This is a genomic window from Paractinoplanes hotanensis (assembly GCF_023717965.1).
Classification (GTDB): Bacteria; Actinomycetota; Actinomycetes; order Mycobacteriales; family Micromonosporaceae; genus Actinoplanes; species Actinoplanes polyasparticus.
This window is the reverse complement of record NZ_JAMQOL010000038.1, coordinates 49978-74742: the sequence shown is the minus strand read 5'-3', so window position 1 is coordinate 74742 and position 24765 is coordinate 49978. Positions and strand designations below refer to the sequence as shown.

Sequence of the window (24765 nt, the reverse complement as noted above, 5' to 3'; positions counted from 1 at the left end):
CGAGTACCAGACGTCATCGAGGCAACGCCGGCGGGCAAGGGGATGGCGGCCATGCCGGCTGGAATCACGGTGCGAGGACCACGGTCAAGGTGACGGTCACCAGAGCGATCGCGGCCCACACCGGCGGGGCGGAGCCGGCCAGTTCGGTGCGGCGGCGAGACAGCCGCTCGCCGACGGAAAGCGGCGCGTCGGGCCGGATCCACCAGGGGTGGTCGTTGGCCTCGAGGGTGTAGAGAATTGCTCCCAGCGCGCTTCCGTAGCAGAGATGGCCGATCAAGCTGGGGAACGCCGCGGCGGCTGCGGCTGCGGTCCATTGCGGTGAGCCACCGAGCCACACCGGCAGGATCGTCAGAGCACCCAGGATCCACCACAGGAAACCCCAGGAGATGCCCCAGCCGATCCCGGCCGCAAGTTCATCGCTCTGCCCACGGAAGAACAGGCCGTACGACGCGCCGAGGACCACCGAGATGAGCAGATGTACGACCACTCCCACGCCGGTGCTGGCCGACCCGACGAGCTGGGCGACCGTGTCGAAGTATCCGATCTGGGCCATGATCACGGTGAACAGGAGGCCACCGGCCACCCCGCCGACCGCACCGCGCACGAGAGCCCGGGTCGTCCGAACGGCCAGGCTGTCCTCGTCGGCGCGTTCGGCCGGGTCGGCGAACAACGTCCGCCGCAGACCACTGAGCCAGGTGGCGAGGACCGCGGCCAGGACGCCGAGCAGCAGGCAGCCCGGCAACGCTGGAAAAAGGCCCCGGATCTGGTCGGCCGACCAGGGCAGCTCTCGCCCCGAGAGCACCGGCGTCAAAGTGACCGGCAGAACGACCCAGACCATGAACCCGAGCCCGGCGCCGCGGGCTGCGGCCGGACCCGTCCCGGCCGGTCCCCCTGGGTGGAGCAGCACATAGCCGAGGCCGGTCGCCGCCCCGAGGATGAGCACGCCGCCGCCCCCGGATGCGATCGAGGTGAAGGACTCCCCCAGAGCCACCGTCAGCAGTCCTGCGGCCGCCGCGCCCGACACGACACCACGCAGCAGAACCGCCGACCAGCCGGCGATCCGCCGTTTGCTCTCCGCCATGGTGGGTGGCTCCTGGAGCAGCACGAAGACCACGGCGGTGATCATGCCGTAGAGCAGGTCGCCGAGCAGCGCGGGCAGCGCGGCCCGGGCAGCGTCGATGCCCCACCCGATCGACGCGCCCTGCAGCAGGGGCCGGACTGTCAGCGCCTCGAGGTACCACTGGAAGGTTCCGTAGACGAGCCCCCAGAACACGACCTGGGCCGGCTCGGTGCCACGACGACGCAGCAGAACACCGAACACACCGCCGAGAACGACCGCGACCACGAGGTGGACGACCAGGCCTGCGGTGGCCGACCGCATGCCGGACACCGTCGGAAGGAGGCCGAAGTGGTAGAGGGGAAGACCGGATCCGAACCCCCCGACCAGACCGGCGATCGCACCGCGCCTGACCACGGCTGCTGTCGAAGAAATCATCGTGTGTCGTCTCCCGCGCTCACGGAGGCCATGCTCTCCTGTCGGTCCCGCGGCGCCCGGCCGCGACGGGGTTCGGTGAGAATGACGTCTCGGGGGAAGAACAGGTCGAGCAGCCAGTCGATGCTGACCCGGACGCGTTTCTCCAGACCGGGCAGCTTGGTGAGGTACACCCCGCGCCACAGCGCCCAGGCCAGCCGGCCGGACAGCAGCCATCGGCCGACCTGCACCGCACCGTCCTGGTGCCCCAGAGCGACGAGCAATGCGATCGTACGGAAGCGGAACGGTGTCGCCATGCGACCGTCGAGCACCGCGAGGATGTTGTCCGCGACCGCGGCACCTTCCCGCGACGCATGCTGGGCCGTCGGCGGCAGGTATTCTCCCGGCCGGGCGAGGTCGGGCACGGCGGCACAGTCGCCGAGTGCCCACACCTCGCTCCGCCCCCGCACCTGCATCGTGGCCTCGCAGGCAATGGCTCCTCGTTCGAGGTCGAACCCGAGCTCACGGACCAACGGGCTCGGGGAGTTGCCGGCTGTCCACACCACCGTGCTCGTGGCGATCGTCGTGCCGTCGTCCAGAGTGGCCTGGTCGGCATCGACCCCGGTGAGCCGAGAGTTGAGCCGGACCTCGATGCCCTTGGCCCGCAGGCGGTCCAGCGCGTGGGCGGCCAGCCGCTCGTCGAGTTCCGGGAGGATGCGGTCCTGGCTGTGGAGCAGCACGAAACGCAGTTCCTCGGGGTCCAGCCGCGGGAAGAACCGGCGAACCGAGTGAACCAGGTCACGGAGCTCCGCGATAAGTTCCGTCCCGGCGAAGCCACCCCCGGCCACCATCACCGTCAGCAGCCGGCGCCGCCGGACGCCGTCGCGCTCGCCGTCTGCCAGCTCCAGTTGTCGCAGAACATGCTCACGGAGGCGCGTCGCGTCGGTCAGCGACTTCAGGGTGAAGGCATTCCGATCGAGTCCGGCCAAGCCGCGGTAGTCCGGAACCGAACCCACCGCGAGTACCAGATGGTCGTATCCCATCGTGACGGCCGCGCCGGCTTCGGGCTGAACGGTGATCTGACGTCCGCTCATGTCCACCGACTCCACGGTGGCATGCAAGATCCTGGTGCTCCGCAGGCCGGCCCGTAGCGGTGCTCCGATGTGCTGCTGGCTGAGGGTCCCGGCGGCCACCCCGGCGAGCATCGGAGTGAACAACTGGTAGTTGCTGTCGCTGATGAGCAGGACATCCGGCGCATCGGCCCGGGCCGAGCGGCGTCGTTGCAGCCGGCGGGCCACGGCGACCCCGGCGAATCCCCCACCGACGATCACCACCCGTGGCCTGTTCTCCTCCGGCGCCGCCGGTGCGGCCGCCGCCCGTACGGGCCGGAGCACACTCACGGCGGCAATCAGCCCGGCGGTCACGCCGCCCTGGATCATGGTGCCGACCAGGAAACCGAACGACGCTTGAGCGTCGCCGAGCGACCAGGACACCTGGTTGCCGGACAGCAGGGGCAGGACCGTCAGCCATTCGACCGCCCACCACAACAGTCCGGCCAGCACACCGGTCGTGACCAGGCTGAGCAGGCGGCCCGGCCGATATCTCAGGACGGACCCGATCAGACCACCGCCGATGACCGTCACCGTGATGGTTGCGGCGCTGCCCGGCGTCAGATCTGCGGTGGCTGCGGCCATGCCGCCCTGCGCCTGCTCGATCACGGCGACAGCCACACCGACACCCAGGCCGGTCAGCACGCCGGCCGTCCTCGCCGGGTTGCCTCGCCGCGCCAAACCGCGCGCCAGGGCTGCCAACCAGATCAGGGTGAGGACGAGAAGCAGGCCCCGTCCGTACGAACGGGGCAGCACCGACGGGTTGGCCGCCGAGCGACCGAAGCCGAGCACGAGCGGAAGAGCCACGATCGTCACGCTGACGCTGATGATCGCGGCCGCCCGCGCCCAGCCCTGCCAAGCCCGCGGAGCCACCCGTTGGACGAGCGCACCCGTCGCGATCACCAGCGGAAGGATGATGCCGTCGTTCAGTACCAGGACGGCGGCCAGGAAGATGGGAACCCCGACCAGGTTCACGTCGTCGATCACCGCGCCGAATGCCGCGTAGGCCATCATTGCCACGCCGATCGCGATCAGGATTCGTCTCATCGCACGTCCCGTACTGTGACCTTGCCGACCCACTTCGTCTGCATGACGCCGGGGCGGTTGGGAGCGATCAGCCGTGCCGGGTACCCGTGATCGGGGTGCAGATCCTCGCCCCGTAACCGCAGCGCGATCAGGGTCAGTGGATCACGGAGGTGCGGGCCGGCCACGGTTGAAGTGCGATAACGGCTCACGGCCTGTAGCGATTCCACTTCTGCCTCCGCGTGTTCCGGGTCGACGCCGACCAACTCGGCCAGGTCTTTGAGACGCACACCGGACCATGTGCCCACGGCGCTCCACCCCTCGACGCAGGAGATCGGCAGCACCGCTGCGTGCTGTGGCAGCGCTCGCAGTTCGTCCAAGGTCAGCGCGACCTGGCGTTCCGGTCCGACGACGACCAGCCGATAGTCCGGGCTCAGCGCCGCGTCGCGCACTCCCGCCGACGCGGCCGTGGTGTTCACCGGCAGCCCCTGAGGGCCGTTCTCCGGACGGCGTGGAGCGAGCACCGAGATCGGCGACAACGGCGCGACGGTCTGCCCCACGGTCGAGAGGGTGATCACACCGGCCGCGGCGCCTACCGCGGCGAGCAGACCGCGTCGCGACATCTGCAGGCCGTCACGCACCGGCCGGTTCAACGCGTCCCGGATGACCGGCAGTTTCACGGCGATGTGCACGATCAGAGCGCCCACGGCCAGCCAGGCCACACGATAGTGGGCGGTGGTGAAGAAGAACGGCATCGGCCCGTACCACCGCGCGACGTTCAGGATTCCGCTGAACAACAGGAACAACGACGAGGCGACGAGCACTGCGACCCCGGCCCGCTCAGCGAGCTCCGCCTTGGAGCGGAATGGCGGCCACGCGAACAGCCGCGGGTAGACCGACCACAGCTTGCCGCCCAGGAGCGGAATCGTCGCCAGCCCGGTCGCCACGTGGATGCCCTGGGTCGCCTGATAAAGCCACACCGGCCGCGACGGCCACCAGAACCACGTCCCCGGATGCTGGACGAAGTGACTGATCAGACCGGTCAGGAAGCACACGCCGAAGCTCACGGCGAGCGCGATCCCCAGCTGACTGCTCAACCGTGTCGTCCTCAGTCGCGACGGAAAGGCGTCCTCCCGCAGCGGGCCCCGGCGCAGCACCTCAGGCGGCGGGGGCACCGGTGCGTTCAGCCACGCCACCACCCGCCCTGCGCGCCGGCGCCACGCTGACGCAGTGGCCCTCTCGTCAGCCGTCGAGCGCGGCTGTTCGGCACCATCGACAGTCATGACCGTTCTCAACCCCAAGACGTGTTTCGAATCATGGCAAATGGCACTCGCGCGACCTGGATGAAGGGGCCGCATCGATTCGGTGCCTGCGTATCGCAGGCTATTCCAATCAACTGATCGGACCGCCTGCTCCGTGCTTATCAACTTCTTACGGTTTCCCTGCTCAGCCGGGCGTTGGACACACCCGTTGACTTTCCGTGCCGCCGGTTGTCCGTTGGCGCAGGCGGGGACCCCACCCCTTTACTCAGGCGCTGGACACTTCGGCGCGATCAATGGTGATGCGCGGGCCCGTGGCAGCCGCGTTCTTGGCTCCGGTGACACGGACCCGGAGGGTGTGAGTGCCGTATGAGAGCTGTGGCGAGCGATAGTTGACGACCTCACCGACGCGGAGGGCACCGTAGAGGTCGACGCGCCGCTCGGCGCCGTTGTCGATGCTGATCGCCGCAATGCCACTGGCTGGATCGCGGACGGACAGCAGGGTGATCCGGGTCCCGGTGAAGGTGTATGTCGCGGTCGCCCCGGTCTCGTCGCTCCAGTGCTGGTCGCCGAAGAAGCACTGGGCGGCGCAACTGGTGTCCGCGTTCCAGATGCCGGCGTAGCTCACGGTGGTGTCGTTGATCCAGGTCGGTGACGGGCCGGGGTCACCGGACGGCAGATCGTGGGTCGCGCCGACGGCCAGCGGCGCGCCCAGGTCAGGAGTTCCGTCAGCCTGGAAGGAAATGCGTTGAACGCGCGTGGTGCGGTTGGTGTAGGTGAAGACACTGGTGGTCTTGGCGTGGTAGACGATCCACGTCTCGCTGCCGTCCGGGCTGGCGAAAAACCCGTGATGGCCGGGGCCGAAAACCCCACGCGCATCCTGCCGGGGAAAGCGATTGCCGTCGTGCTGGGTCCAGTTCGCCCGATTCAGCGGGTCAGCGCCGGACGCCACGCTCATCATCCAGATGCCGTAGTCGGGCTTGCCGGTGTCACAGACCGAGTAGGTCATCCACGTGCGGCCGCCGCTGTGGAGGAACGCCGGGCCTTCCCGCACCTCGGGGCAGTGACCATCCGCGTCGATGCTGACCGCGTTGCCCGACACCGTCCACGGATCGGACATCGGCGCGATGCTGATGCCGTTGTGCTGGAACTCGTTCCGGCCGCTCCATGTCAGGTAGAGCCGGCCGTTGTGCTGCATGATGCCCGGGTCGATGGCGAACACGTCGCGGTTGGGCGGGACCAGCCGGGCCTTGAAGCGATAGGGACCGAGTGGGTCGTCACCGTCGGACTCCAGCACGTAGAGCCGATGGTTCTCGTCCACCCCGTCGTCCGCGGTGTAGTAGAGGTACCAGCGGCCGCCGCTATGGAACAGCTCCGGAGCCCACAGGTGCTGATTGCGTGACGGGTTGCTGTCGCTCCAGACCTGCACCGCTGAAGCGGTCAGCAGACCGGCCACGCTCGGTGCGCGCCTGATGCGGATCGCGTCACCCTCGGTCATCGCCAGGTAGTAGGCGCCGTCGAAGTACGTCATCGTCGGGTCAGGACCGGTGCCGATCGGATTCCGGAAGCTTCCGGTCGCGGCCTGCGCCGGGCAGGGGACGGCGAGGATCAGGCCGAGAACGGCGACGAGCGCCACCCACGGACGGCTCCGAGACACGATCCTTTGCAGCAGCACGGATCCTCCAGAAGGGACTGCGGGCGAGGCTCCACCCCCACAACGGAGGGAGGGCCAACCCGGTTCACGGAAGGTCCTCGCCTTGATCAGATCGAGCAGAGAGCTCCGACGGGCCGTCAGGCAACGTCGATCATGACCCTAGGACGAGAAATCACTGCACGGGGCTCAGCCGCGGGTCCGGCCAAACCTGGACTCACCACGTTGTCCGTAAGGGAAATTCATTGACGGCCAGCGCAGAGTTTCGAGATTCGTGTCCGCCGACGATCATGCTGAGCCCTGGCTCGGCTATGTTCGTCGATCATGCTCCCCCAGATCATCGATGCTTACCGCACGTGTGAGTTCGCTACTCTCGGCAAAGACGGCACGCCGATCGCGTGGCCCACGTCCGGCATCCGCACCGCCGATGGCGACTTCCTGCTGACCACGTCGCTCGGGTACCCCCAGAAGGCGTTCAACGTCCGTCGCGACGAGCGGGTGGCGCTGCTGTTCTCGGACCCGACGGCCAGTGCTCTGGACCGGCCGTCGCAGATTCTCGTGCGGGGAACGGCCACCTGCGCTGCCCAGATTCACACCGAACCAACCGGGGATCTGGGCCGATTCTGGTCGATGATACTGAGCCGGCAGCCCGGCAGCCAGCGGTACCTCGACTGGCCGGTCAACCGGTTCATCGATTTCTACTTCATGCGTCTGCTCATCAAGGTGACGCCGACCGAAGTCACCGTCAACGAACTGCCGGAACCGGCAGCGCCGCAGGACAACGGCATCATCGGCTCCTCGGTCCTGTCCGCCTATCCGACGGCGGTGCTCGCCGCCTGTGACGCCAGCGGGGCGCCCACGCTCATGCGCACCACGGTGACCAGCACGGCGAACGGCTATCAGGTCGCCGCGCCGGCGCGGTTCCCAGACATGACTGGTCCGGGCAGCCTTCTCGTGCATCGACACGACGACCGGCTCGACAACATCCATAACGCGGTGGTCGTGGGTTCGCTGGACGACGAGGGGCTGCTGCGCCCGTCTCGGTTGATCGAACCAGCCGGGCGGCTGGGCGGCGGCCCGGCCGATCTGCTCCGGACCATGCGCAACCTGCGCGGTACGACCAACCGCTATCTGGATCGCCGGGGCCTCACCCGCCCCGCGATTCCGTGGCCGGCCTACCGGATGATTCGTGCCGCGGCGCGATCCGGCCGATCGACCCCATGATGCCCGGCGGCGCTGTCCAAAGATGAGGGTCGTACGGAGGCCGGCCGGTGTGACACGTCGGCCGGCCTTTCCCTTCTGTTGTGGCCGTCCATGGCGGTGTGCATGCCGGCCATCCAACGGCGCACAGTGAGCACGGCCGGCGGCATGGCGACCAGCGGCCACATCATGATCACATCAGCTCCTTCGCGGGCTCGGCGTCAGCGCCTCGTTGTGCGCGGCGGAAGGCGCCGGGGGCGATGCCGAATTCGCGGCGGAAAGCGTGAGCCAGCGCAGCCTCGGTGAGGTATCCCGTACGGCGAGCGATCGCGGCGACGGGCGCGTCGGTCTCCCGGAGCAGCAGGGCAGCACGCCTCAGACGGTGGGCCAGCAGATACGACGCCGGGGGGTGGCCGACGGCCGACGTGAAGCGCCGGGTGAACGTGGCGCGGGACATGCCGGCCGCACGGCTCAGATCCTGGACCGTCCAGCGGGTGTCCGGACTGGCGTCGATGGCGCTGATGGCCGCGGTGACCTTCGGGTCACGGGTCGCGGGCCATTCCGCCGTCGCCAGCCACCGGCGCAAGGCGTCCGCCAGCACGAGGTCCAGCAAGGCGTGGCGGGTGGCCTCGACCACCAGGCCCGCCGACTGTTGCCGATCGAGGAGAGCAGCCACGGAGTCGTCCCCGTGGAGGGGGCGGACCACGATCGGATCGGGCAGAACCGTCAGGTACGGGTGCACCCCGAGGCCAGGCGGCAGGCGGTAGGCCCCGCAGAGGAATTCGAAGTCGGCCGGTGCGGGATCGGGCTCGAGATCGCCCAACTCGACCGGCGCGAGTCCGCGTAGTGGTCGTGGCTCGGAAGCGAGTCCGTGGTCGGCGCCGGAGGTGATGAGCACAACGTCGCCCGCCGAGAGTTCGATCGCCGGCCCCGCCTCCGGGAGCAGCCAGCCGGTGCCGTGCAGGACCAGGTGGAAGCCACTACCGGTGAGCCCGGTGTAGCTCAGACCCCAGGTGCCGGACTGCCGGAAACGCCGCACGGTGCCGCGGCCCACCCGCAACGCCGCGATCGCCTGACTCATCGCGTCCACCGGAGCCATGCTACCGGCGCGCAAGATCGTGCGGCATCGCAGCATTTCCGGACGACCGGAACAGCGGTTCAGTGGAGCGATGAGAGATTGCCTTGTCATCGGGGCCGGTTCGGCAGGCCTCAGCGCCAGTCTGACGCTCGCCCGAGCGCGCCGCTCGATCCTGGTGGTGGATTCCGGACAACAGAGCAACCTGAGCGCTCCCACCATCGGTGGTCTGCTCGGGCACGATGGCCGGCCGCCCGCCGACTACTACTCGACGGGCCGCGCGGAACTCGCCGGATACCCGTCGGCCGAGATCATCAACGGGCACGTCGAGCGGGCCGAGCGTCACGAGGACGGCACCTTCTCGGTCACCCTCGCCGATGGCCGCTCGGAGTCCGCACGCACTGCCCTGCTCGCACCAGGCATGGACTACCGGCACCCCCGGATCCCCGGCCTGTCCGAACGGTGGGGCCGAGACGTGTTCCATTGCCCGTTCTGCCATGGCTGGGAGATGCGAGACCGGCCCACGGCTGTGCTGGCGTCCGGAGCTGTCGGAGTGCATGGCGCCCTGAACCTGCGTGCCTACACGGGTGACATCACCTTGCTGACCAATGGCTCTGATCTGTCCGAGGCCGAGCAGACCCAGCTGGCCGGCGCCGGAGTCAAGTGGGATGTCCGACCGCTGGCTCAGCTCACGGGCGAAGGTTCCCGCCTGAGCGCCGTCGTCTTCGCCGACGGCGCGGATCTCGCGGTCTCCGCCATGCTGGTCAAGGCCTTTCTGTACCAGCGGTCGACCCTGGCGCAGGACCTCGGTGCGACGGTCACGATGTCGGGCGACCACCTTGGAGCGGAGGCGATAGCCGTCGACCGGATGTTCCGGACCGGGGTCCCTGGTCTCTTCGCTGCCGGTGACGCGGCCACCTCCGTCCCGCCGTCCATGGCGGCCGCGGTCGCCTCCGGCTATCTGGCCGGAGCAAGCGCCGCCGTGCTGCTCTCAGCCGGCAACTGACCACGACCAGGCTTTCCGGAACCTGCGCGAACACCCTCGAGTAACCGCCCGAGGGTGTTCGTCGTCGCTGCTGCCGCCCTTCGCAGCGACGTCGCGACTCCTGACCCGCCCACTCGCCCGGACCACCCGCAACCGGGGCGCACCGAGCCGCCCCGCCCCCTTGGCCGTCGTTTGCAGGCACCACGGGCCGACTGGAAAGCGTGAAGCGGCCGGCTCCACATTCACCCACGCCTGAAACGCCATCACTAGCCGGCCGTCCGCCAGAGTCGGGTCCGCAGCAGCATCAGTCTCCGGCGCCTGCTCACCGAGACCAGAAAGACGCACCAAGTTCTGCAATGGACGCGGTCTGGACAGCCACATTTTTGCAGGTCGGGTGCGCCTTTCCGTGGTCATCCTCGATACCCGCCACCTCGCCTGAAGAGCCGAGGCCAGGACTCACACCGAGTAGACGCGGACCCAGTCGGCCTCGTAAACCGCCGGGGTCATGTTCGTGCCGTCGAAGTTGTCCAGCTGGATCGTCAGATGTCCGGACGCCATCGCCTGCATGGCCTTGCGGGTCCCGCTCGCCCCGCCCGAGTAACGGAACCACTCGACCCCGTCGATGAAGCCACGCACGTGGTCGGCCGTCCACTCGAATGCGACGTTGTGCCACTCGCTCAGCGGCGCCCCGCAGTTGCGCTCCTCGGCCTTCTCCTGCTGCGTCTTTCCGCTGGTCACCGGATAGTGCAGGAAGGCGACGGCACAGGCCGCACCGGGCGCGCTGTTCTCCAGGAAGTCGTACTCACCCTCCTCGGGCCACTTGTCGCCGTCCGGCCAGACGATGAGCAGCGGGTGGTACGTCCGGCCGTTGCTCGAAGCGGTGTTGCGCGACCGGACCCGGGCCTCCCACCGGCCGTACTTGGTCTTCCGATCGTTCTGCAGCCAGCCCGTCGTGCCGTTGGCGGCGCCGGTCATCACCAGCTTGCTGCCGTCGACCGTGGTGGCGCTGGCGCAGCGCTGACCGCCGGACGCGTGCGGGTTGGACCAGCACTCGTCGGCGTCGCTCCACTTGGCCGGATCCGGCCGCCCGGTGTAACCGAACTCGTCGCTGTACTGGGCCAGCGGCGTGCCCCACCCGTTGCGGACCGCCGCCTCGACGCCGTCGCCGGTTCCACCGCCCCCGTCGACCGGCGGCGGGTTGAGGCTGGGCGTGACGCTCACACTCACCGGGGTCAGCGGGCCGGCCGCAGTGCGCGGAATCAGGATGAACGAGTACGTCGCGTCGTTGCGCAGCAGGTTGAACTGCTGGCTGCGCACGCCGGCCGCCACGTCGGTCGCCCACGGCCCGTTGTTGCGGGTGTCCGTGCCGTCCCGCCCGACGTTCCAGTCCACGATGTCGGTGCGGGTCGTGGTCCAGCTGAGCGTTCCGGTCCCGTTCCCGGGTACGCCGGTCACCTGCACGTCCGGGGTCGGATTGCTCTTGTAGGCGCAGGCCGTGGTGGCGAACAGACCGCCGGTGGCCAGATCGGTGGCCCGCAGCAACACGTTGGCGCGGACCGCGGCGGCCGGAACCGTGAACCGCCCGGAGATCCGGGTGAAGGCGGCAGTGCCGCCGACCGGCAGGTACCCGCCGTTGGTGTGACCCAGGTAGGTGTTCGCGGCGTTGTACCAGTCGATCTCCATCCGGGCCCGGGCCGGGTCGTCCGGCGTCCGCACGTCGGTACCGACATCCCAGACCGACCCGGGCAGCACCCGCTGCTGGGGCAGGTAGATGCCAGCCGTGGTCGCGCTGCCGTTGGCCACGGCGAACTCCCACTGCGCGGCCGGGTGCCCGGTGGCGGCCCGCCGGGTCGCGGTCAGGCTGCTGCTCAGCGTGCCCCACCCAGACGTATCAGTGCCCAGCACCGGGTTCGCGCATTCGTTGTCGGAGACCTGGTACTGGCCGACCCGCAGGAAGTAGTCCACGTCGGTGTCCGAACCGGCCAGCGCGGCGCGAGCGGCCCGGGCCAGGTTGGTCTTCCCCGCCGCCTCGGCCGCTGCCTCGATCGCGCTGACTCGGCGCCGGTCCTGTTCGCCCTTCTTGCGCAAGGCGGCTTCCAGGTCGCGATGGTCGGCCTCGTGGATCCCGGCGTGGATGAACGTCTTCCACGCGGCCGGGTCGGCACTGCGCAACGCGGCCATGGCAGCCGCGTAGACCTCGGTCGGCTCGGCCGCCGTGTTCCACACCCAGCGAACGAAGTTCTCGTCGCTGATCACCAACTGGGCCTCGGTCGCCACGAACCCGAGCACGGCCGCCGCCCGCTTGCGGGCCTCGCGCCCGATGAGCGCCTGCCGCTCGGCCTCGGTGCGCTCCTGGTCGGCCTCGATCTCAGCGATGCGGTCCTGCTCGCGGGCCTGGACGACGCCGGTGGTGATGAAGTCGCGCTGCTGCTGGGCGGTGCCGCCGAACGCGGTCAGCGCCGCCGCCCGCACCCGCTCGCCGGTGGCACGCTGGTAGACGGCGAACACGAAGTCGCGGTCGGGCAGCAGCAGAAGCTCCGGCGTCACCGCGATCTCCAGCATCATCAGCGCCTGCTGCCGGATCTGCCGCGCCTCGCGGGCGGCGGTCGCGTCGCGCACCTGGTCGGCCACGTCGCGGGCCTTGGCGTCGTGGATGCCCGACTCGATGAACACCGTGCACTGCACGAACGACGCGGTGGTGCAGTTGACCAGGGCCAGCTCGGCCGCGCCGCGGACCTCGGACAGGTCCTGGGCGTACTCCCAGATCTTGAAGACGAAGTCGCGCTCCCCCAGCACCAGCCAGTCGTCCGGGGCGACCTCGCCCACCACGGCGGCCGCACGGACCCGGTCCTCCAGCGAGGACTCGAGCCCGTCGGCTGCGCTCGCCGCCGTGGTGGTGGTCCCGATGACCACGGCGGTGACCAGAGCTGTCATCGAGGCGACCACGGCGGCCGCCATTCGTCTCGTTCTCGACGATCTCATCATTCCTCCTGGAGTCGGCGAGTTCGGTTATAACGACGCCGATACATTTCCGGTCCAGCGCCGGAACGGGCCCGATGGCCGCTTCCGGCCATTTCCGGAATTCGCGCGGGCATCGATGTTTGGCTGTCGCCGCCATCTCGTCGTCTGCTGTGGAGAGTGCGATGAAACCGAGAATGCGAATTCTGATCGTGACGGCGGCCCTCGTGCTGAGTACGGGCCTCGCGGCACCCGCGGCGGCCGTCGACCAGCACTCGGCGAACTGGTCGATGACCCGCACAGTCACCCTCTACTACCCGCAATCGTCGGTGCGCGCGGCCGCCTGGGGCGCACTCGTCAGCACCAATGTGGAGGCGGCAGTCACCCGTTTCATCGAATCCGGTTTTCCGTACGCCAAGAAGCGCGCCGCCCTGAATGACGCCCGCAACACCGACTTCTGTCTGCGCGTCCTGGCCACGCACACCGCCGAATTCGCGCCGGAAGTCCACGCGGCCGCGCAGTACGCCCTCGACGGGGGCGCGGCGGCCCGGGAGGCGTTCGCCCGCACCGGATACGCCGCGGCCAAGGCCCGTGACCGCCAGGCCCGCGAGGCCACCGGCACGCAGGCAGCCGCGCTCGAGCAGTTCGACCGCGACTTCGTGGTGCTGCTGCGCGACACCGACCCCGGCCCCCAGGTGCGGGCCGCGGCCACGTACGCCCTGCGGCCGGCCGCCACCGACGCCGACCTGGTCGAGTTCTTCGCCTACGACTGGTCCAACGCGGCCGCGCTCGACCTGGAGGCGTTCCGGATCCGGGTGACCGACGAGGACATGCGCTGGCGGGCCGGCGTCGCCGGTCTGCTCACCGCGGCCCAGACCGCCGAGGCACAGGCCCGGGAGCTGGCGGGTGAGGCCGCCGAGCAGGCCCGCGCGGTGGCCGCCCGGGCCTGGGGTGAGGTGGCCGCTCAGACCGCATCACCCCGGGTGGTGTGGGCCGACGCTCAGCGGGTGGCCGAGGAGCAGGCCGCCGGCTGGCACGAGGTCGCTGCCGCGGCCGGCGGCGCCACCGGGCTGAACTGGAACGTCATCCTCGGCAGCGCCGGCACGACGGCCGAGTCGTGGGCGACTGAGCGCGAGCAGGCTGCCGCCCAGGCCGCGTACTGGTCGGATCTGCTGGCCGAGGCGCTCGCCGGCCAGCAGCGGACAACCGGCGGTGCGGCATGAGACGCCACCTCGGCGCGTTCGGCGCCGCCCTCCTGATCGCCACCGGACTGCTGGTGGCACCGGCCGCACCGGCGACGGCCGCGCCGGCTCGGACCCCGGCCGAGGCGGCCCTCGAGGTGCCGCCGCTGGAGACCGGCCAGTGGGACGGCACGACCGGCGTCACCTTCCCCGACAACGCGTTCCTGCGCGACCTCGTGGCCGACATCGCCGAGCTCAACCCGGAGCCGGAACTCCGTGCGGCCGCGACAGCCGCCTTGGCCTCGACCGAGCCCGGGGCGATCGAGCGTTACCTGTACGAGACGCACAAGCCGCTCGAGAAGCAGATCCAGGACCGGCAGAAGGCGACGGCGCAGCGCAACACCGAGGCGATCCGGGCCCTGGCCGGCACCGGGACGCCCGGCGGCTACTTCAATGCCGAGGTCACCCGGGTGCTGAAGGGCACCGACGGCGACCGCGCGGCCTTCCTCGCCTACGGCGCCGACATTGCCCGTACGCGGGACGGGCAGACCGCCACAGCCGAGAGCGACCGGCGCCGGGTGCTACGCGAGCGGCTGGTCGCCGTGGCGGCCGCCGCGGCCGACGGCTCGGAGATGAAGCGAGCGGCCGGAGCCGCGCTGGCCGGTGACGACAGCGCCGTGGCCGCGTTCTGGAACGGCGGTTACCTGACCGCGGCCCAGGCCGACGCGGCCGCTCGCGAGCAGTACCTGGCCGATCTGGAGGCTCGCACCAAGGCCGCCGAGGAGCTGACCGACCTGGCTCAGCGGGCGGCCCGAGCGGCCGAGGCCCGCCGGCACCTGTTGGTGGCCCACGGCAACGCGGTTCGCGAACTGCAGCGCGCGGCCAACGCGATGGCCGGTGCGGCCAACGCGGCCCGCTCGGCCGAGCGGATTCTGGCCGGCGGCGGCACCAGCACCGAGAAGGGCACCCAGCTCACCGCGGCCCGGAACGAGACGGCAGCGCAGCTCACCGCGGCCCAGCAGGCAGCCCAGCGCGCTCAGGCGGCGGCCGCGGCCGCCGTCACGGCGGCAGACACGCTGGTCGAGACCGGCCTGGACTACGGCGCCGAGTGGTCGCTGATCGTCCGGGGCATGCACCAGGCCGCCGTCGCGGCGGTCGGTGCGGCCACGACCGCGGCCCACGCGGTCGACGCCACCATCGCCACCAACAACGCGCAGACCGCAGCCGACCGGGCCGAGGCGCACGAGCGGCGAGCCGCCACGTGGAAGGAGCACGCCCGCGAGCACGCCGCCGCGGCGGCCGGACTGGCCGCCGCGGCGACGGCCCAGGCGCAAGCGGCCAAGACCGCCGCCGCCCGGGCCAGGACGGCCCGGGAGCAGGCCCAGGCGGCCGAGGCCCAGGCCCGCGCGGCGGCCGAACGCACCCGGCAGCACCGGGTCACCGCCCAGGCCGAGGCGGAGATCGCCCGGGACCAGCGGGTGATCGCCGAGCAGGAACGCCAGACCGCGGCCGACCAGCGCAAGAAGGCCGCGGACCAGGCCGCCGTGGCCGCCGCCGCGCGCCGCACGGCCCAGACTCAGAACGAGATCGCCGCGGCCGCCGCCCAGCGGGACCAGCAGGCCGCCGCGGCCGCCGCCGCGGCCGAACAGACCGCGAAAGCGAAGGAGCGGGCGGCCAAGGCGGCCCGGGACGCCGCCTACGCCGCCGAACACAAGTCACAGGCCCAGGTCACCCGGGCTCAGGTTCTCGCCCAGGTGGCCGCCGGTCTCAGCGGCGACGCCGCGACGGAAGCCCGCCGGCAGGCGGATCAGGCGGCTCGGGACGCCGAGACGGCGGTGGCCGCGGCCCGGACCGCGCGGGCGGCGGCCAACACGGCCACCGGGGCCGCGGCCAACGCCCGCGCCGCGTCGACCGAGGCGGCGCGGGCCGCTGACCGGGCCTGGGCCGCCGCCGAGGAGGCCGGAGCGTCGGCCCGCCGGGCCGACGCCGCGGCCGGGAAGGCCGAGGCCGAGGCCGCGGCCACGCACCAGGCCCGGCTGCAGGCCGATGCGCGGGCCGCCGAAGCCACCGCGCAGCAGACGAAGGCGGCCGAGGCCGCCCGGGCCGCGGTCCGCCTGGCCGAGCAGGCGCAGGCCGAAGCGGTGCAGGCGCTGTGGGCCGCGCAGCGCACCCAGCAGGAGGCGGAGGCGGCCACCACCGAGGCGGTCGCGGCGTCGGCCCAGGCCGACATCGCGGTGTCGGCGGCCACGGCGGCCCGGGCGTCGTCGGCCGGCATAGCCGAGCCGTACAACGCAGCCCTGGGCATGGTCAGTCCGTTCACGACGGCCGACCTCGACGCCGACTTCGTCGTCGCGGTGGCGGCCGAGGCGCGGGTGATCGGCGCCGAGCAGGCCGCCGCGGCCCAGCGGCGGGCGGACGAGGCGCTGACGGCGGCGGACCGGGCGGCGCAGGCCGCTGTCGATGCGAACGAGGACGTGAAGGAGGCGTTCGAGGCCGCCGCCGCCGCGGCCCGATCGGCCTCGGCCGCGGCAGCCTCCGCTGCTGAGGCCAAGAAGTCGGCCGCCGAGGCGGCGCGGGAAGGCGCCGCCGCGCGGGCGGCAGCGGCTGGTGCAGCCGAGGCCGACGCCCAGGCCAAGGCCGACGCCAGGCTGGCTCGGGACGCGGCCTCAGCGGCGGCGGCCGATGCCGCCATCGCCGGAAGATCGGCCGCTGACGCCCGGACCGACGCGAACCGGGCCGCCACCGACGCGCGGGCCGCTGAGAGCGACGCCGCCTCGGCGCGGACCTACGCGACCACCGCGGAGACCTGGGCGGCGGAGGCGCAGCGGGCCGCGGCGGCTGCCCGGAAGTCCGCGGACAACGCGGCGGTCTCCGCCGAGCAGGCGTTGCAGCACGCCATCGACGCCCAGAAGGCAGCCTTCGCGGCCGAGGAGGACGTCCGGCGTTACCAGGTGCGTCTGCTGGCGTACCCGACTCAGGATCCCGGGCCACCCGGCGATCAGGTTCTTCCCCACCTCGGGGAAGCAGACCGGCGGACGTACGAGGACGCAGCCAAGCTCGTCGAGGGCGGCATCTGGGGTTTCATCGTCAACGAGGGCGGCGCCTTCATCGCGGAGGTGATCGCCAAGGAGGACTTCGAGCGCTGCGTCGAGAACCAGGACGTCGAAGCCTGCCTGTGGGCCATCGCCAAGAACCTGCCGCTGCCCAAGGCCGCTCGGTTCATCCTGGAGCTCGCCGACTTCCTGCCCAAACTCGTCGACTTCGTCAACCGGTTCCTCACCGCCCAGGGAGACCTGACCCGGCTACGAGCCGAGGCCGAAAGCAACAAGGCCTGCCAGCCGAAGTGCCCACCGCCCTGGGTCAAAGCGGCCCTCGACGAACTCCCCAAGCGCGCCGACAACGGCAGGACTGTCGGGTTGATCTTCGACCCGGCGGGAGCTCCCATCGGTGGAACGACCTTCCATCGGGTGATCAGCGGTTTCGAGCAGCCGCTCTCCGGCGACGTCGAGAACCTTCTCCGGGCGGCGGCCAACCGGAAGGCGATCGATCCGATCCCTGCAGGGAGCGTCTACCCCCAGGGCTCCCATGTGGAGTCCAAGGTCGCCACGTGGATGCGCAACACTGGACGCGTCGGAGCAGTGGTGGTCATCAACAATGCTGGCGGCCCGTGCACGGGCATGTACAGCTGTGACGTGGCCGTTCCGCTGCTTCTGCGGCAGGGGTACATCCTACAGGTGTGGTACCCGGGCCCCACCAAAGCCGAGCCGTTCGAGGGGAAATGATGTTGCACATCCGGATCGGGTCGGACTACCACTACGCGACCGAGCGGGCCGAGATGGCCGAGCTCATCGCGATGGTGCTGCGGGGCGGGCCGGTGAACGCCTCGACCGCGTTCTCCTTCGCCGACCGGCGGCACACCGCCGAGACCCGCGACTGGTGGCTGGACAACGTCCTCCAGGTCGGGGTCAACCCGGCGACCGGCTACGGCGGGCTGACCTGGCACGTCACGCCCGCGCGGGCCGACCGGTCCGGAGACGCCAAGGACGCGTACTGCTGGGTGACTGACAATCCGGATCCGCCGGAGACGGACCCGGTCGTCCTGTCGGATCCGGGCGCTCCCGTCTGCTACGACCGGCGCAGCACCTTGCCGATCGCGGACATCCGGGCGGCCCTGGAGGAGTTCTGCCGCAGCGGCACCGGTGACCGGCCGCAGAGCGTGCGGTGGGTGCGCGGCGACCTCAACGGGGAGCGCCTGGACGAGCGTCAGGCGCCCAGGTGGTAGCCGATCCCGCGCACGGTGTGCAGGATCGGCGGGTCGCCCAGTTTGCGGCGCAGCTGGGCGACCACCACGTCGAGGACGTTGGAGGCCGGCGGGACCAGTTCGTCCCAGCCGGCCACGACCAGGGCCGACCGCTCCACCGGATCACCGCCCGCGGCCACCAGCGCCTCCAGCACGGCGAACTCCTTGCCGGTCAGTTCGAGCAGGCGGCCGTCGCGGCGGGCCTCGTAGCGGCCGCTGTCCACCTCGACGCCGGAATGACGGACAGTGGTGGCCTCGGGTGGGGCCGGGCCGCGGCGGCACAGGCTGCCCACGCGGGCCAGCAGCTCGGGCAGGGCGAACGGTTTGCCCAGGTAGTCGTCGCCCCAAACCAGGCCGGCCACCCGTTCGGCCGGAACGCTGCGGCCGGTCAGGAACAGCACCGGCACGCGCCAGCCGGTGCGGCGGCGGGCCGCCACGTAGTCGAGGGCGTCGCCGGCCGGCAGCATCCGGTCGACGACCGCGCAGTCGTACGCGTGGACGCTCAGCAGCTCGTCCACATCGGGCAGATCGGCCGCGGTGTCAACCGCGAAGCCCGCTCCCCGCAACGCCACGTCCAGCGCCAGCAGCAGATTGACGTCGTCCTCGATGATCAGCACCCGCACAGCCACACACCGTAGCCGGTGGGGTCAGCCCCTGGCGGGCGGCGATCAGGCCGGCTTGGAACCGGCTCCGCGCGCCCAGCCGGGCCATGACCGCGGCCATCGTGCGGCGAACCGTCCGCTCGGACACGCCGAGGCGGGCCGCCACCGACTCGTCGGTCAGGCCGGTGGCCAGCAGGCCGAGCATCTGCCCGACGCGCTCGTCCTCGTCCATGGTCAGGACACCGCCGTGAGCACGGCGGCCCGGGCCGCCCGCAGCTCCGGTCCCGGCGGGACGTTGAGTTCCAGGGTGAGCAGGTCGGCCGCCCGGCGGTACGCGAGCAGCGAATCGGTGCGGCGGCCGGTCAGGGCCAGCGCCCGCACCAGCCCCGCCCACGCTTCCTCGCGCAGCGGAGCGTCCCCGGTGACCCGGCGCAGCTCGGCCACCGCCTCGGCGCCCCGGCCGAGTTCGAGCAGGCGGGCCGCGCGCAGCTCACGCAGGTCGAGCCGGAGCTCGTCGAGCTGGTCGGCGGCGGCCGAGGCGGCGGCCAGGCCCGGGTACGCGCGGCCCCGCCACCACTGCAGCGCCTCGTCCAGCCGGGACAGCGCCCAGGCCGCGTCGGCCGCCCGGGCCGCCTCCACCCCGGCCCGGGCGGCACAGTCGGCGTCCACCTCGTGCGGCGCCGGGAGCAGGCGGTACGCGTCCCCCCGGCGCTCCACCCGCCCCGGCTCCGGCAACGCCCGGCGTACCTGCCAGACGTACGTGCGGAGGTTGGCCACCGCCGACGGCGGCGTTCCCCCGTGCGGCCACACCACATCGGCCAGCTGGTCGAGGCTGACCCACGCGCGGTGCAGCAGCAGCGTGGCCAGCACGGTCCCCGGCTTGCCGCCGACCGCCCGGTGCACCCCCGCGGCGTGCACCTCGATCGGCCCGAGCACGTGGAACAACATGGACCCACCCCCGTCGCGCCGGCCTCTATGGTGGCCGTCGGCATGACAATCCATCGAGACACATGAGGATCCGATGACACGGGTGCTGGTCGTCGAGGACGACGAGAATTTGCGGCTCGCGGTGACGGCCGAACTGGCCCGCGGCGGGGTCGACGTGCGTGGCGCGGGCAGCCTGGCCGGGGCGGACGCCGAGCTGACGTCCGGCGCGCCGGACTGCGTGGTGTTCGATCGGATGCTGCCCGACGGCGACGCGGCCGGTTACGTGGGCCGACGGCGCCGGGCCGGCTGGACGACGCCGGTGCTGTTCCTGACCGCGCGGGACACGGTGGCCGACGTGGTGGCCGGGTTCGAGCACGGCGCCGACGACTACCTGGTCAAGCCGTTCGCGATGGCCGAGCTGGTGGCCCGGGTCGGCAATCTCGTCCGCCGCGGCGGCGCGGCCCGGCCCGCCGTGCTGCGTCACGCCGACCTCGAAGTGAACGGCCCGCGGCGGCAGGCCCGCCGGGCCGGGGTGCTGCTCGGGCTGACCGCCAAGGAGTTCGCCGTCCTCGAGCACCTGATGAGCCGGCCGGGGCAGGCGGTGAGCCGGACCGAGCTGATCGACCACTGCTGGGACACCAGCACCGATCCGATGTCCAACGTGGTCGACGCCGTGGTGCGGCGGTTGCGGGCCAAGCTCGGTGAGCCGACGGTGGTGCACACCGTACGGGGCCGGGGTTACCGTTTCGCCTCGGAGGCCGAATCGTGAACGCGTCGGCCCGGCTGCGCACGCTGCCCCGCTGGATCACCCTGTGGTCGCTGCTGGCCGGCGCGGCCGGGATCGTCGTGCTGGGCACGCTGCTGGTCCGCTCCGACGCCGCGCGGCGCGACGCCGAGATCGACGCCGAGCTGCGCCGGGTCACCTCGACGGTCTCGCGGCTGGTCCGGTACGACGGCACAGTCACCACAGCCGCCGTCCTGCGCGATCCCCTGGAGGAGTCGTGCCCGCAGTTCGCCGTGCTGCCGGGCGCGGCCGTGCGGTTCGGCGGCCACTTCAGCCGCCACGAGTGCGTGCCGGTCGACCCGGTCGTGCTGACCTCGGCCGCCGAGCGGGCCACCGCGTCCGGCCGGCTGACCTGGGTCTCGGCCGTCGCCGAGGACGGGCGGCCGATCCGGTTGGTGGCCGAGCCGTTCCGGCAGCCGGACCAGCAGGCCATCGGCGCGGTGGTCGCGGTGGCCGATGCGGCCCCGGCCGCCGCTGCTCACCGGCAGACGATCCTCGTGCTGGTGGCCGGCGGCGCTCTGCTGCTGGTCGTGATCGGGGTGGCCGGACGGTTGCTCGCCGCACGCGCGTTGCGCCCGGTCGCGGCGGCCTTGGAGCAGCAGGAAGTGCTGCTGGCTGACACTGCGCACGACCTGCGGACCCCGGTGGCGGCGCTGCGCGCGCTGGCCGAGGCGGCCCTGCTCAATCCCGGGCACCGGGCCGAGCTGCTGCCTCGTACGGTCGAACTGGCCCAGCGGATGGGCACGATCATCGACGGGGTGCTGATCCGGGCCCGGCTGGCGGCCGGCGTACAGACCCTGGAACGCGAGCCGGTCTGGCTCGACCAGCTGGTCAGCACCGTCGTCGACGAGACACCGGCCGAGGGCGCCCAGGTGACGGTGACCACCGCCCCGAGCCGGGTCGTGGCCGACGCCGCCCTGGTACGCCGGGCCATCGGCAACCTGCTCGACAACGCGCTACGGCACGGCAGAGTGCCCGGACAGGCGGCGATCGTGCACATCACGGTAGCCGGCGGGCGGGTGATGGTGGCCGACCACGGGCCGGGGATCGACCCGGAGCTGGCCGACGCCGCCTTCGACCGGTTCCACAGCACCGGCGGCTCCAGCGGGCTCGGGCTGTCGATCGTCCGCTGGGTCGCCGAGGCCCACGGCGGGGTGCTGCGGGTCTACAACGCCGAGGAGGGCGGGGCGATCTTCGAGCTTGCCCTGCCCGCGGACGCTGGATGAATTCTGTATCGCATGTGGACCGAAGATGTAGGCGGTTGTCTATGCTCGGCCGGTGAGCAGGTCGAGCGGCGGGGGGCGGAACCGCTGGCCGCTGGTGGTGCTGATCGTGGTGTCGCTGGTGGCCGGGGTGGCTGCGGTGTCCGGAGCGAGCACCGGCGGCCCGGGCGTGCGGTTCGCCGCGGTCGGCCGGTGGTTCGCCGACCCCGGTCACGGGGTCGTCTTCCACGTCAACGGAGTCAGCCGTACGGTCGACGCCCGGGCCGCCGTGGGCCGGGTCGAGCCGGGCACCGAGGTCGTGGAGGGCGAGCACAGCACATACGTGATCGGCTCGGAAGACATCCGAGAACTGGACCGGTCGAGCCTGAAAGTGACGGGCACGTCAACCCCACCGGCCCGCGAGCGGCCGGCCACTGTGGAGGCGGGCGGGCTGCCGTACGCGGTCTACCGCCAGACCGGCCAGGTGGTGCGGCTCGGGCCGGACCGGACGGTGATCGAGGCCGGCGGTCCGCTCGGCGCGCCGGTGGCCACCCCGGACGGCACGCTGTGGCTGCACCGGCCCGCGGCCGGGCTGCTCTGTCACCTGCCACCCGGCGCCGACCGGGTGACCTGCGCGATCCCGGTGCCGCCGGGCACCACCGGGGCGCTGAGCGTGCTCGACGGGGTGCCGGTCTTCCTCGACTCGGCCGACGACACCCTGACCACGCTGACCACCGACGGGCCGGGCCGGATGACCTCGGTCGGCGCCGATCTGCCGGCCGGTCTGCGGGTCGCCCCGGCCTCGGTCCAGGGCCGCCTCGCCGTGCTGGCCGGCGGGGACCTGTTGCTGCTCGACACGCGCGGGATCGCCGGAGGGGTGGCCCTGCCGGCCGGACGGTGGGCGGCGCCGATGGCCGGGCGGTCGTCGGTGGTGCTGCTCGATCTGAAGCGGCGGCAGATCCACACGTACTCCCCGGCCGGACGGCCGTTGCGGATCACGCAGTTGCCGCCGGGCAGCGGGGACGCGCAGCTGAGCCAGGGCCAGGACGGCCGGGTGTACGTGCAGGCCGGTCAGGGGCGGCACGTGTTCGTGGTGGACGACCAAGGCGGCGCCGAGACGGCCACCCCCGGTGTGGGTGCCGCGAGGCCGGCCGGATCACGGTCGTCCGGCGCGGCCCCCGACGCCCCGGCCACCGGGCCGCCCACCAGCGCGTCGCCCGGCTCCCCGGTGCTCGCTCCGACAGCGACGAACCCGGCGATCGGCGACTCGATCACGCCGACCGGCGCAGCGGACCCGTCGGGAACGACCGGCCTGCCCGCAACGATCGCGCCGCCCTGGACCACCGGCCCGCCGAGCACCACCGCGCCACCCGGAACCACCGCGCCACCCGGAGAGGGGCCGTCCGGGGACGGGCCGCCTGAGGCTACCGGGCCGCCCGGAGAGAACGAGCCGCCTGAAGCTACCGGGCCGCCCGGACCCACCGGCCCACCGGAGACGCCTGTGTTGCCGCCGAGCCGGCCCGGGATGCCGCCCGGCCTGACCGCCGTCGCCCGCGGCCTCGAGATGATCCTGACCTGGGACGCTGCCCCGCCCAACGGCTCCGACATCACCGCCTACGAGGTGACGTGGACCGCCGCTGACGGTGCCACGGGCGCCACCACCACCGGTGGGCAGGCGCGGACTGTCGCGATCGGTGGACTGGTGCGCGAGAGGCCGTACCGGATCGGGGTTCTCGCCCGCACCGCCGGCGGCGTCGGTGTACCCGCGGTGGTGGAGGCGGCCCTGCCGAGCCGGTGGATCACTGTTCACCGCGGCGCGGACACTACGTACGAGGACAAGTGCGGCCCGCCTGATTGCGCCTACCCGTACATCGAGCTGTTCGGCTTCCCGCCCCGCACCGAGATCCAGATAACGCCGGTGGCCTCGGCCTGGGGCCGGTTCAACGTGGGGGCCGAGCTCACCACCAACGACCAGGGCTACCTGCGCTCGCGCACCCGGTTCCCGTTCAGCGGCGTGGGCCAGACGCTCTGGGTCGACGTGGGCGACACCCAGTCCAACCGCTTCCTCTGGCCCGAGAAGGGACCGTAGTGACGGCCCACCTGATCGCCACCCGGATCATCGAGAACGTCGAGCGGATCATCCGCGGCAAGCCCCGCCTGGTCCGGTACGCGGTGGCCGCCCTGCTCGCCGAGGGCCACCTGCTCATCGAGGACGTGCCCGGCCTGGGCAAGACGTCGCTGGCCCGGTGCCTGGCCCGCAGCATCGGCGGGACGCTGCACCGCATCCAGTTCACCCCGGACCTGCTGCCGGGCGACATCACCGGGGTCAGCGTGTTCCTGCCCGGACACGACCGGTTCACGTTCCACCCGGGCGCGGTGTTCGCCAACGTCGTGGTGGCCGACGAGATCAACCGGGGTACGCCCAAGACCCAGTCGGCGCTGCTCGAGGTGATGGCCGAGCGGCGGGTCACGGTGGACGCCGAGACGTACGAGGCACCCCGGCCCTTCCTGGTCGTGGCCACCCAGAACCCGATCGAGCTGGAGGGCACCTACCGGCTCCCCGAGGCGCAGCTCGACCGGTTCCTGATGCGGCTCTCGGTGGGGTATCCCGACGCGGCCGACGAGGTGCGGGTGGTGCTGGCCGACCGCTTCGGCGAGTCGCCCGACGACCTGCGGCCGGTGGTCGACATCGGGGTGCTGCGGGATGCCCTGACCCAGGTGCGGACGCTGCGGGTGGACGAGGCGGTCGCCGGATACGCGGTCGCGTTGTCCGCCGCCACCCGGACCCACCCGGCGGTCCGGTTCGGAGTGAGCGTGCGCGGCAGCATCGCGCTCGTGCGGGCCGCCCAGGGGCTGGCCGCGGTGGCCGGGCGCGACTTCGTGACCCCGGACGACGTGAAGGACGTGGCCCGGCCGGTCCTCGCGCACCGGTTGGTCCGCACGCCCGAGGCGGAGCTGGCCGGCCGGGGCGACGAGGACATCATCGCCGAGGTGCTTGCCGCAATCGCCGTGCCCGCGGCGGGCGCCGGCCACTGACG

Annotated in this window: 18 protein-coding genes; 9 read left to right on the top strand and 9 right to left on the bottom strand. The window is 71.9% G+C overall.

All coding sequences use genetic code 11. The features are described 5' to 3' along the window. Positions 1 to 64: 64 nt before the first annotated feature. The 4 genes from LXN57_RS26530 to LXN57_RS26515 form a co-directional block, all read right to left on the bottom strand. Positions 65 to 1381 carry a hypothetical protein gene (locus LXN57_RS26530; RefSeq protein ID WP_251800934.1) on the bottom strand — a complete coding sequence of 439 codons (1317 nt, stop codon included), beginning with the start codon at positions 1379 to 1381 and terminating at the stop codon, positions 65 to 67. Between the two features lie 110 nt (positions 1382 to 1491). Then, positions 1492 to 3627 carry an NAD(P)/FAD-dependent oxidoreductase gene (locus LXN57_RS26525; protein ID WP_251800933.1) on the bottom strand — a complete coding sequence of 712 codons (2136 nt, stop codon included), beginning with the start codon at positions 3625 to 3627 and terminating at the stop codon, positions 1492 to 1494. Further along, a complete protein-coding gene (locus LXN57_RS26520) occupies positions 3624 to 4700 on the bottom strand; it encodes a molybdopterin-dependent oxidoreductase (RefSeq protein ID WP_251800932.1) in 1077 nt (358 codons plus the stop codon). Before LXN57_RS26520 ends, LXN57_RS26525 begins: the two co-directional genes overlap by 4 nt. A gap of 430 nt (positions 4701 to 5130) precedes the next feature. Next, complete coding sequence (locus LXN57_RS26515; RefSeq protein WP_251800931.1) at positions 5131 to 6537, bottom strand: glycoside hydrolase family 43 protein; 1407 nt, start codon at positions 6535 to 6537, stop codon at positions 5131 to 5133. A gap of 300 nt (positions 6538 to 6837) precedes the next feature. Here LXN57_RS26515 and LXN57_RS26510 point away from each other — a divergent pair, with 300 nt between their 5' ends. Then, positions 6838 to 7737: a pyridoxamine 5'-phosphate oxidase family protein gene (locus LXN57_RS26510; RefSeq protein ID WP_251800930.1), complete on the top strand. Its 900-nt coding sequence runs from the start codon at positions 6838 to 6840 to the stop codon at positions 7735 to 7737. Between the two features lie 169 nt (positions 7738 to 7906). Here the strand turns inward: LXN57_RS26510 and LXN57_RS26505 are convergent, their stop codons facing one another. Continuing rightward, entirely contained in the window at positions 7907 to 8794 is an 888-nt protein-coding gene (locus LXN57_RS26505; protein WP_251801069.1) for an AraC family transcriptional regulator, read from the bottom strand. An 88-nt stretch (positions 8795 to 8882) separates the two neighbouring features. On the opposite strand from LXN57_RS26505, the gene LXN57_RS26500 reads away from it, so the two are divergent. Continuing rightward, on the top strand, positions 8883 to 9794 hold the full coding sequence (locus tag LXN57_RS26500) for an NAD(P)/FAD-dependent oxidoreductase (protein ID WP_251800929.1): 912 nt from the start codon (positions 8883 to 8885) through the stop codon (positions 9792 to 9794). A gap of 435 nt (positions 9795 to 10229) precedes the next feature. Here the strand turns inward: LXN57_RS26500 and LXN57_RS26495 are convergent, their stop codons facing one another. Beyond that, the gene (locus LXN57_RS26495) at positions 10230 to 12755 is read right to left on the bottom strand and encodes a glycoside hydrolase family 16 protein (protein WP_251800928.1); all 2526 of its coding nucleotides are present in this window, start codon (positions 12753 to 12755) and stop codon (positions 10230 to 10232) included. A gap of 161 nt (positions 12756 to 12916) precedes the next feature. On the opposite strand from LXN57_RS26495, the gene LXN57_RS26490 reads away from it, so the two are divergent. From LXN57_RS26490 to LXN57_RS26480, 3 genes are read left to right on the top strand one after another with little or no spacing between them, the layout of a single operon-like run. Continuing rightward, complete coding sequence (locus tag LXN57_RS26490) at positions 12917 to 13954, top strand: hypothetical protein (RefSeq protein WP_251800927.1); 1038 nt, start codon at positions 12917 to 12919, stop codon at positions 13952 to 13954. Next, positions 13951 to 17694, top strand: a complete 3744-nt coding sequence (locus LXN57_RS26485; protein WP_251800926.1) for a DddA-like double-stranded DNA deaminase toxin — start codon at positions 13951 to 13953, stop codon at positions 17692 to 17694. Before LXN57_RS26490 ends, LXN57_RS26485 begins: the two co-directional genes overlap by 4 nt. Continuing rightward, positions 17694 to 18194, top strand: coding sequence for an Imm1 family immunity protein (locus LXN57_RS26480; RefSeq protein WP_251800925.1), 501 nt, complete (start codon positions 17694 to 17696; stop codon positions 18192 to 18194). The genes LXN57_RS26485 and LXN57_RS26480 overlap by 1 nt, the downstream gene beginning before the upstream one ends. On the opposite strand, the gene LXN57_RS26475 is transcribed toward LXN57_RS26480, so the two are convergent. Genes LXN57_RS26475 through LXN57_RS26465 form a run of 3 tightly spaced genes read right to left on the bottom strand, consistent with a single transcriptional unit; the run spans position 18176 to position 19762 of the window. Further along, positions 18176 to 18835, bottom strand: coding sequence for a response regulator transcription factor (locus LXN57_RS26475; RefSeq protein ID WP_251800924.1), 660 nt, complete (start codon positions 18833 to 18835; stop codon positions 18176 to 18178). The genes LXN57_RS26480 and LXN57_RS26475 overlap by 19 nt on opposite strands. After that, positions 18753 to 19019: a helix-turn-helix domain-containing protein gene (locus LXN57_RS26470; RefSeq protein WP_251801068.1), complete on the bottom strand. Its 267-nt coding sequence runs from the start codon at positions 19017 to 19019 to the stop codon at positions 18753 to 18755. The genes LXN57_RS26475 and LXN57_RS26470 overlap by 83 nt, the downstream gene beginning before the upstream one ends. A 29-nt stretch (positions 19020 to 19048) precedes the next feature. Next, a complete protein-coding gene (locus tag LXN57_RS26465) occupies positions 19049 to 19762 on the bottom strand; it encodes an AfsR/SARP family transcriptional regulator (protein ID WP_251800923.1) in 714 nt (237 codons plus the stop codon). Positions 19763 to 19835: 73 nt separating this feature from the next. Here LXN57_RS26465 and LXN57_RS26460 point away from each other — a divergent pair, with 73 nt between their 5' ends. From LXN57_RS26460 to LXN57_RS26445, 4 genes are read left to right on the top strand one after another with little or no spacing between them, the layout of a single operon-like run. Beyond that, complete coding sequence (locus LXN57_RS26460) at positions 19836 to 20510, top strand: response regulator transcription factor (protein WP_251800922.1); 675 nt, start codon at positions 19836 to 19838, stop codon at positions 20508 to 20510. Next, positions 20507 to 21751 (top strand): sensor histidine kinase, encoded by a 1245-nt coding sequence (locus LXN57_RS26455; protein WP_251800921.1) that lies wholly within the window; start codon positions 20507 to 20509, stop codon positions 21749 to 21751. The genes LXN57_RS26460 and LXN57_RS26455 overlap by 4 nt, the downstream gene beginning before the upstream one ends. A 52-nt stretch (positions 21752 to 21803) precedes the next feature. Continuing rightward, positions 21804 to 23816, top strand: coding sequence for a fibronectin type III domain-containing protein (locus tag LXN57_RS47995; protein WP_285904678.1), 2013 nt, complete (start codon positions 21804 to 21806; stop codon positions 23814 to 23816). Next, on the top strand, positions 23816 to 24763 hold the full coding sequence (locus tag LXN57_RS26445) for an AAA family ATPase (RefSeq protein ID WP_251800920.1): 948 nt from the start codon (positions 23816 to 23818) through the stop codon (positions 24761 to 24763). The genes LXN57_RS47995 and LXN57_RS26445 overlap by 1 nt, the downstream gene beginning before the upstream one ends. Positions 24764 to 24765: the final 2 nt, after the last annotated feature.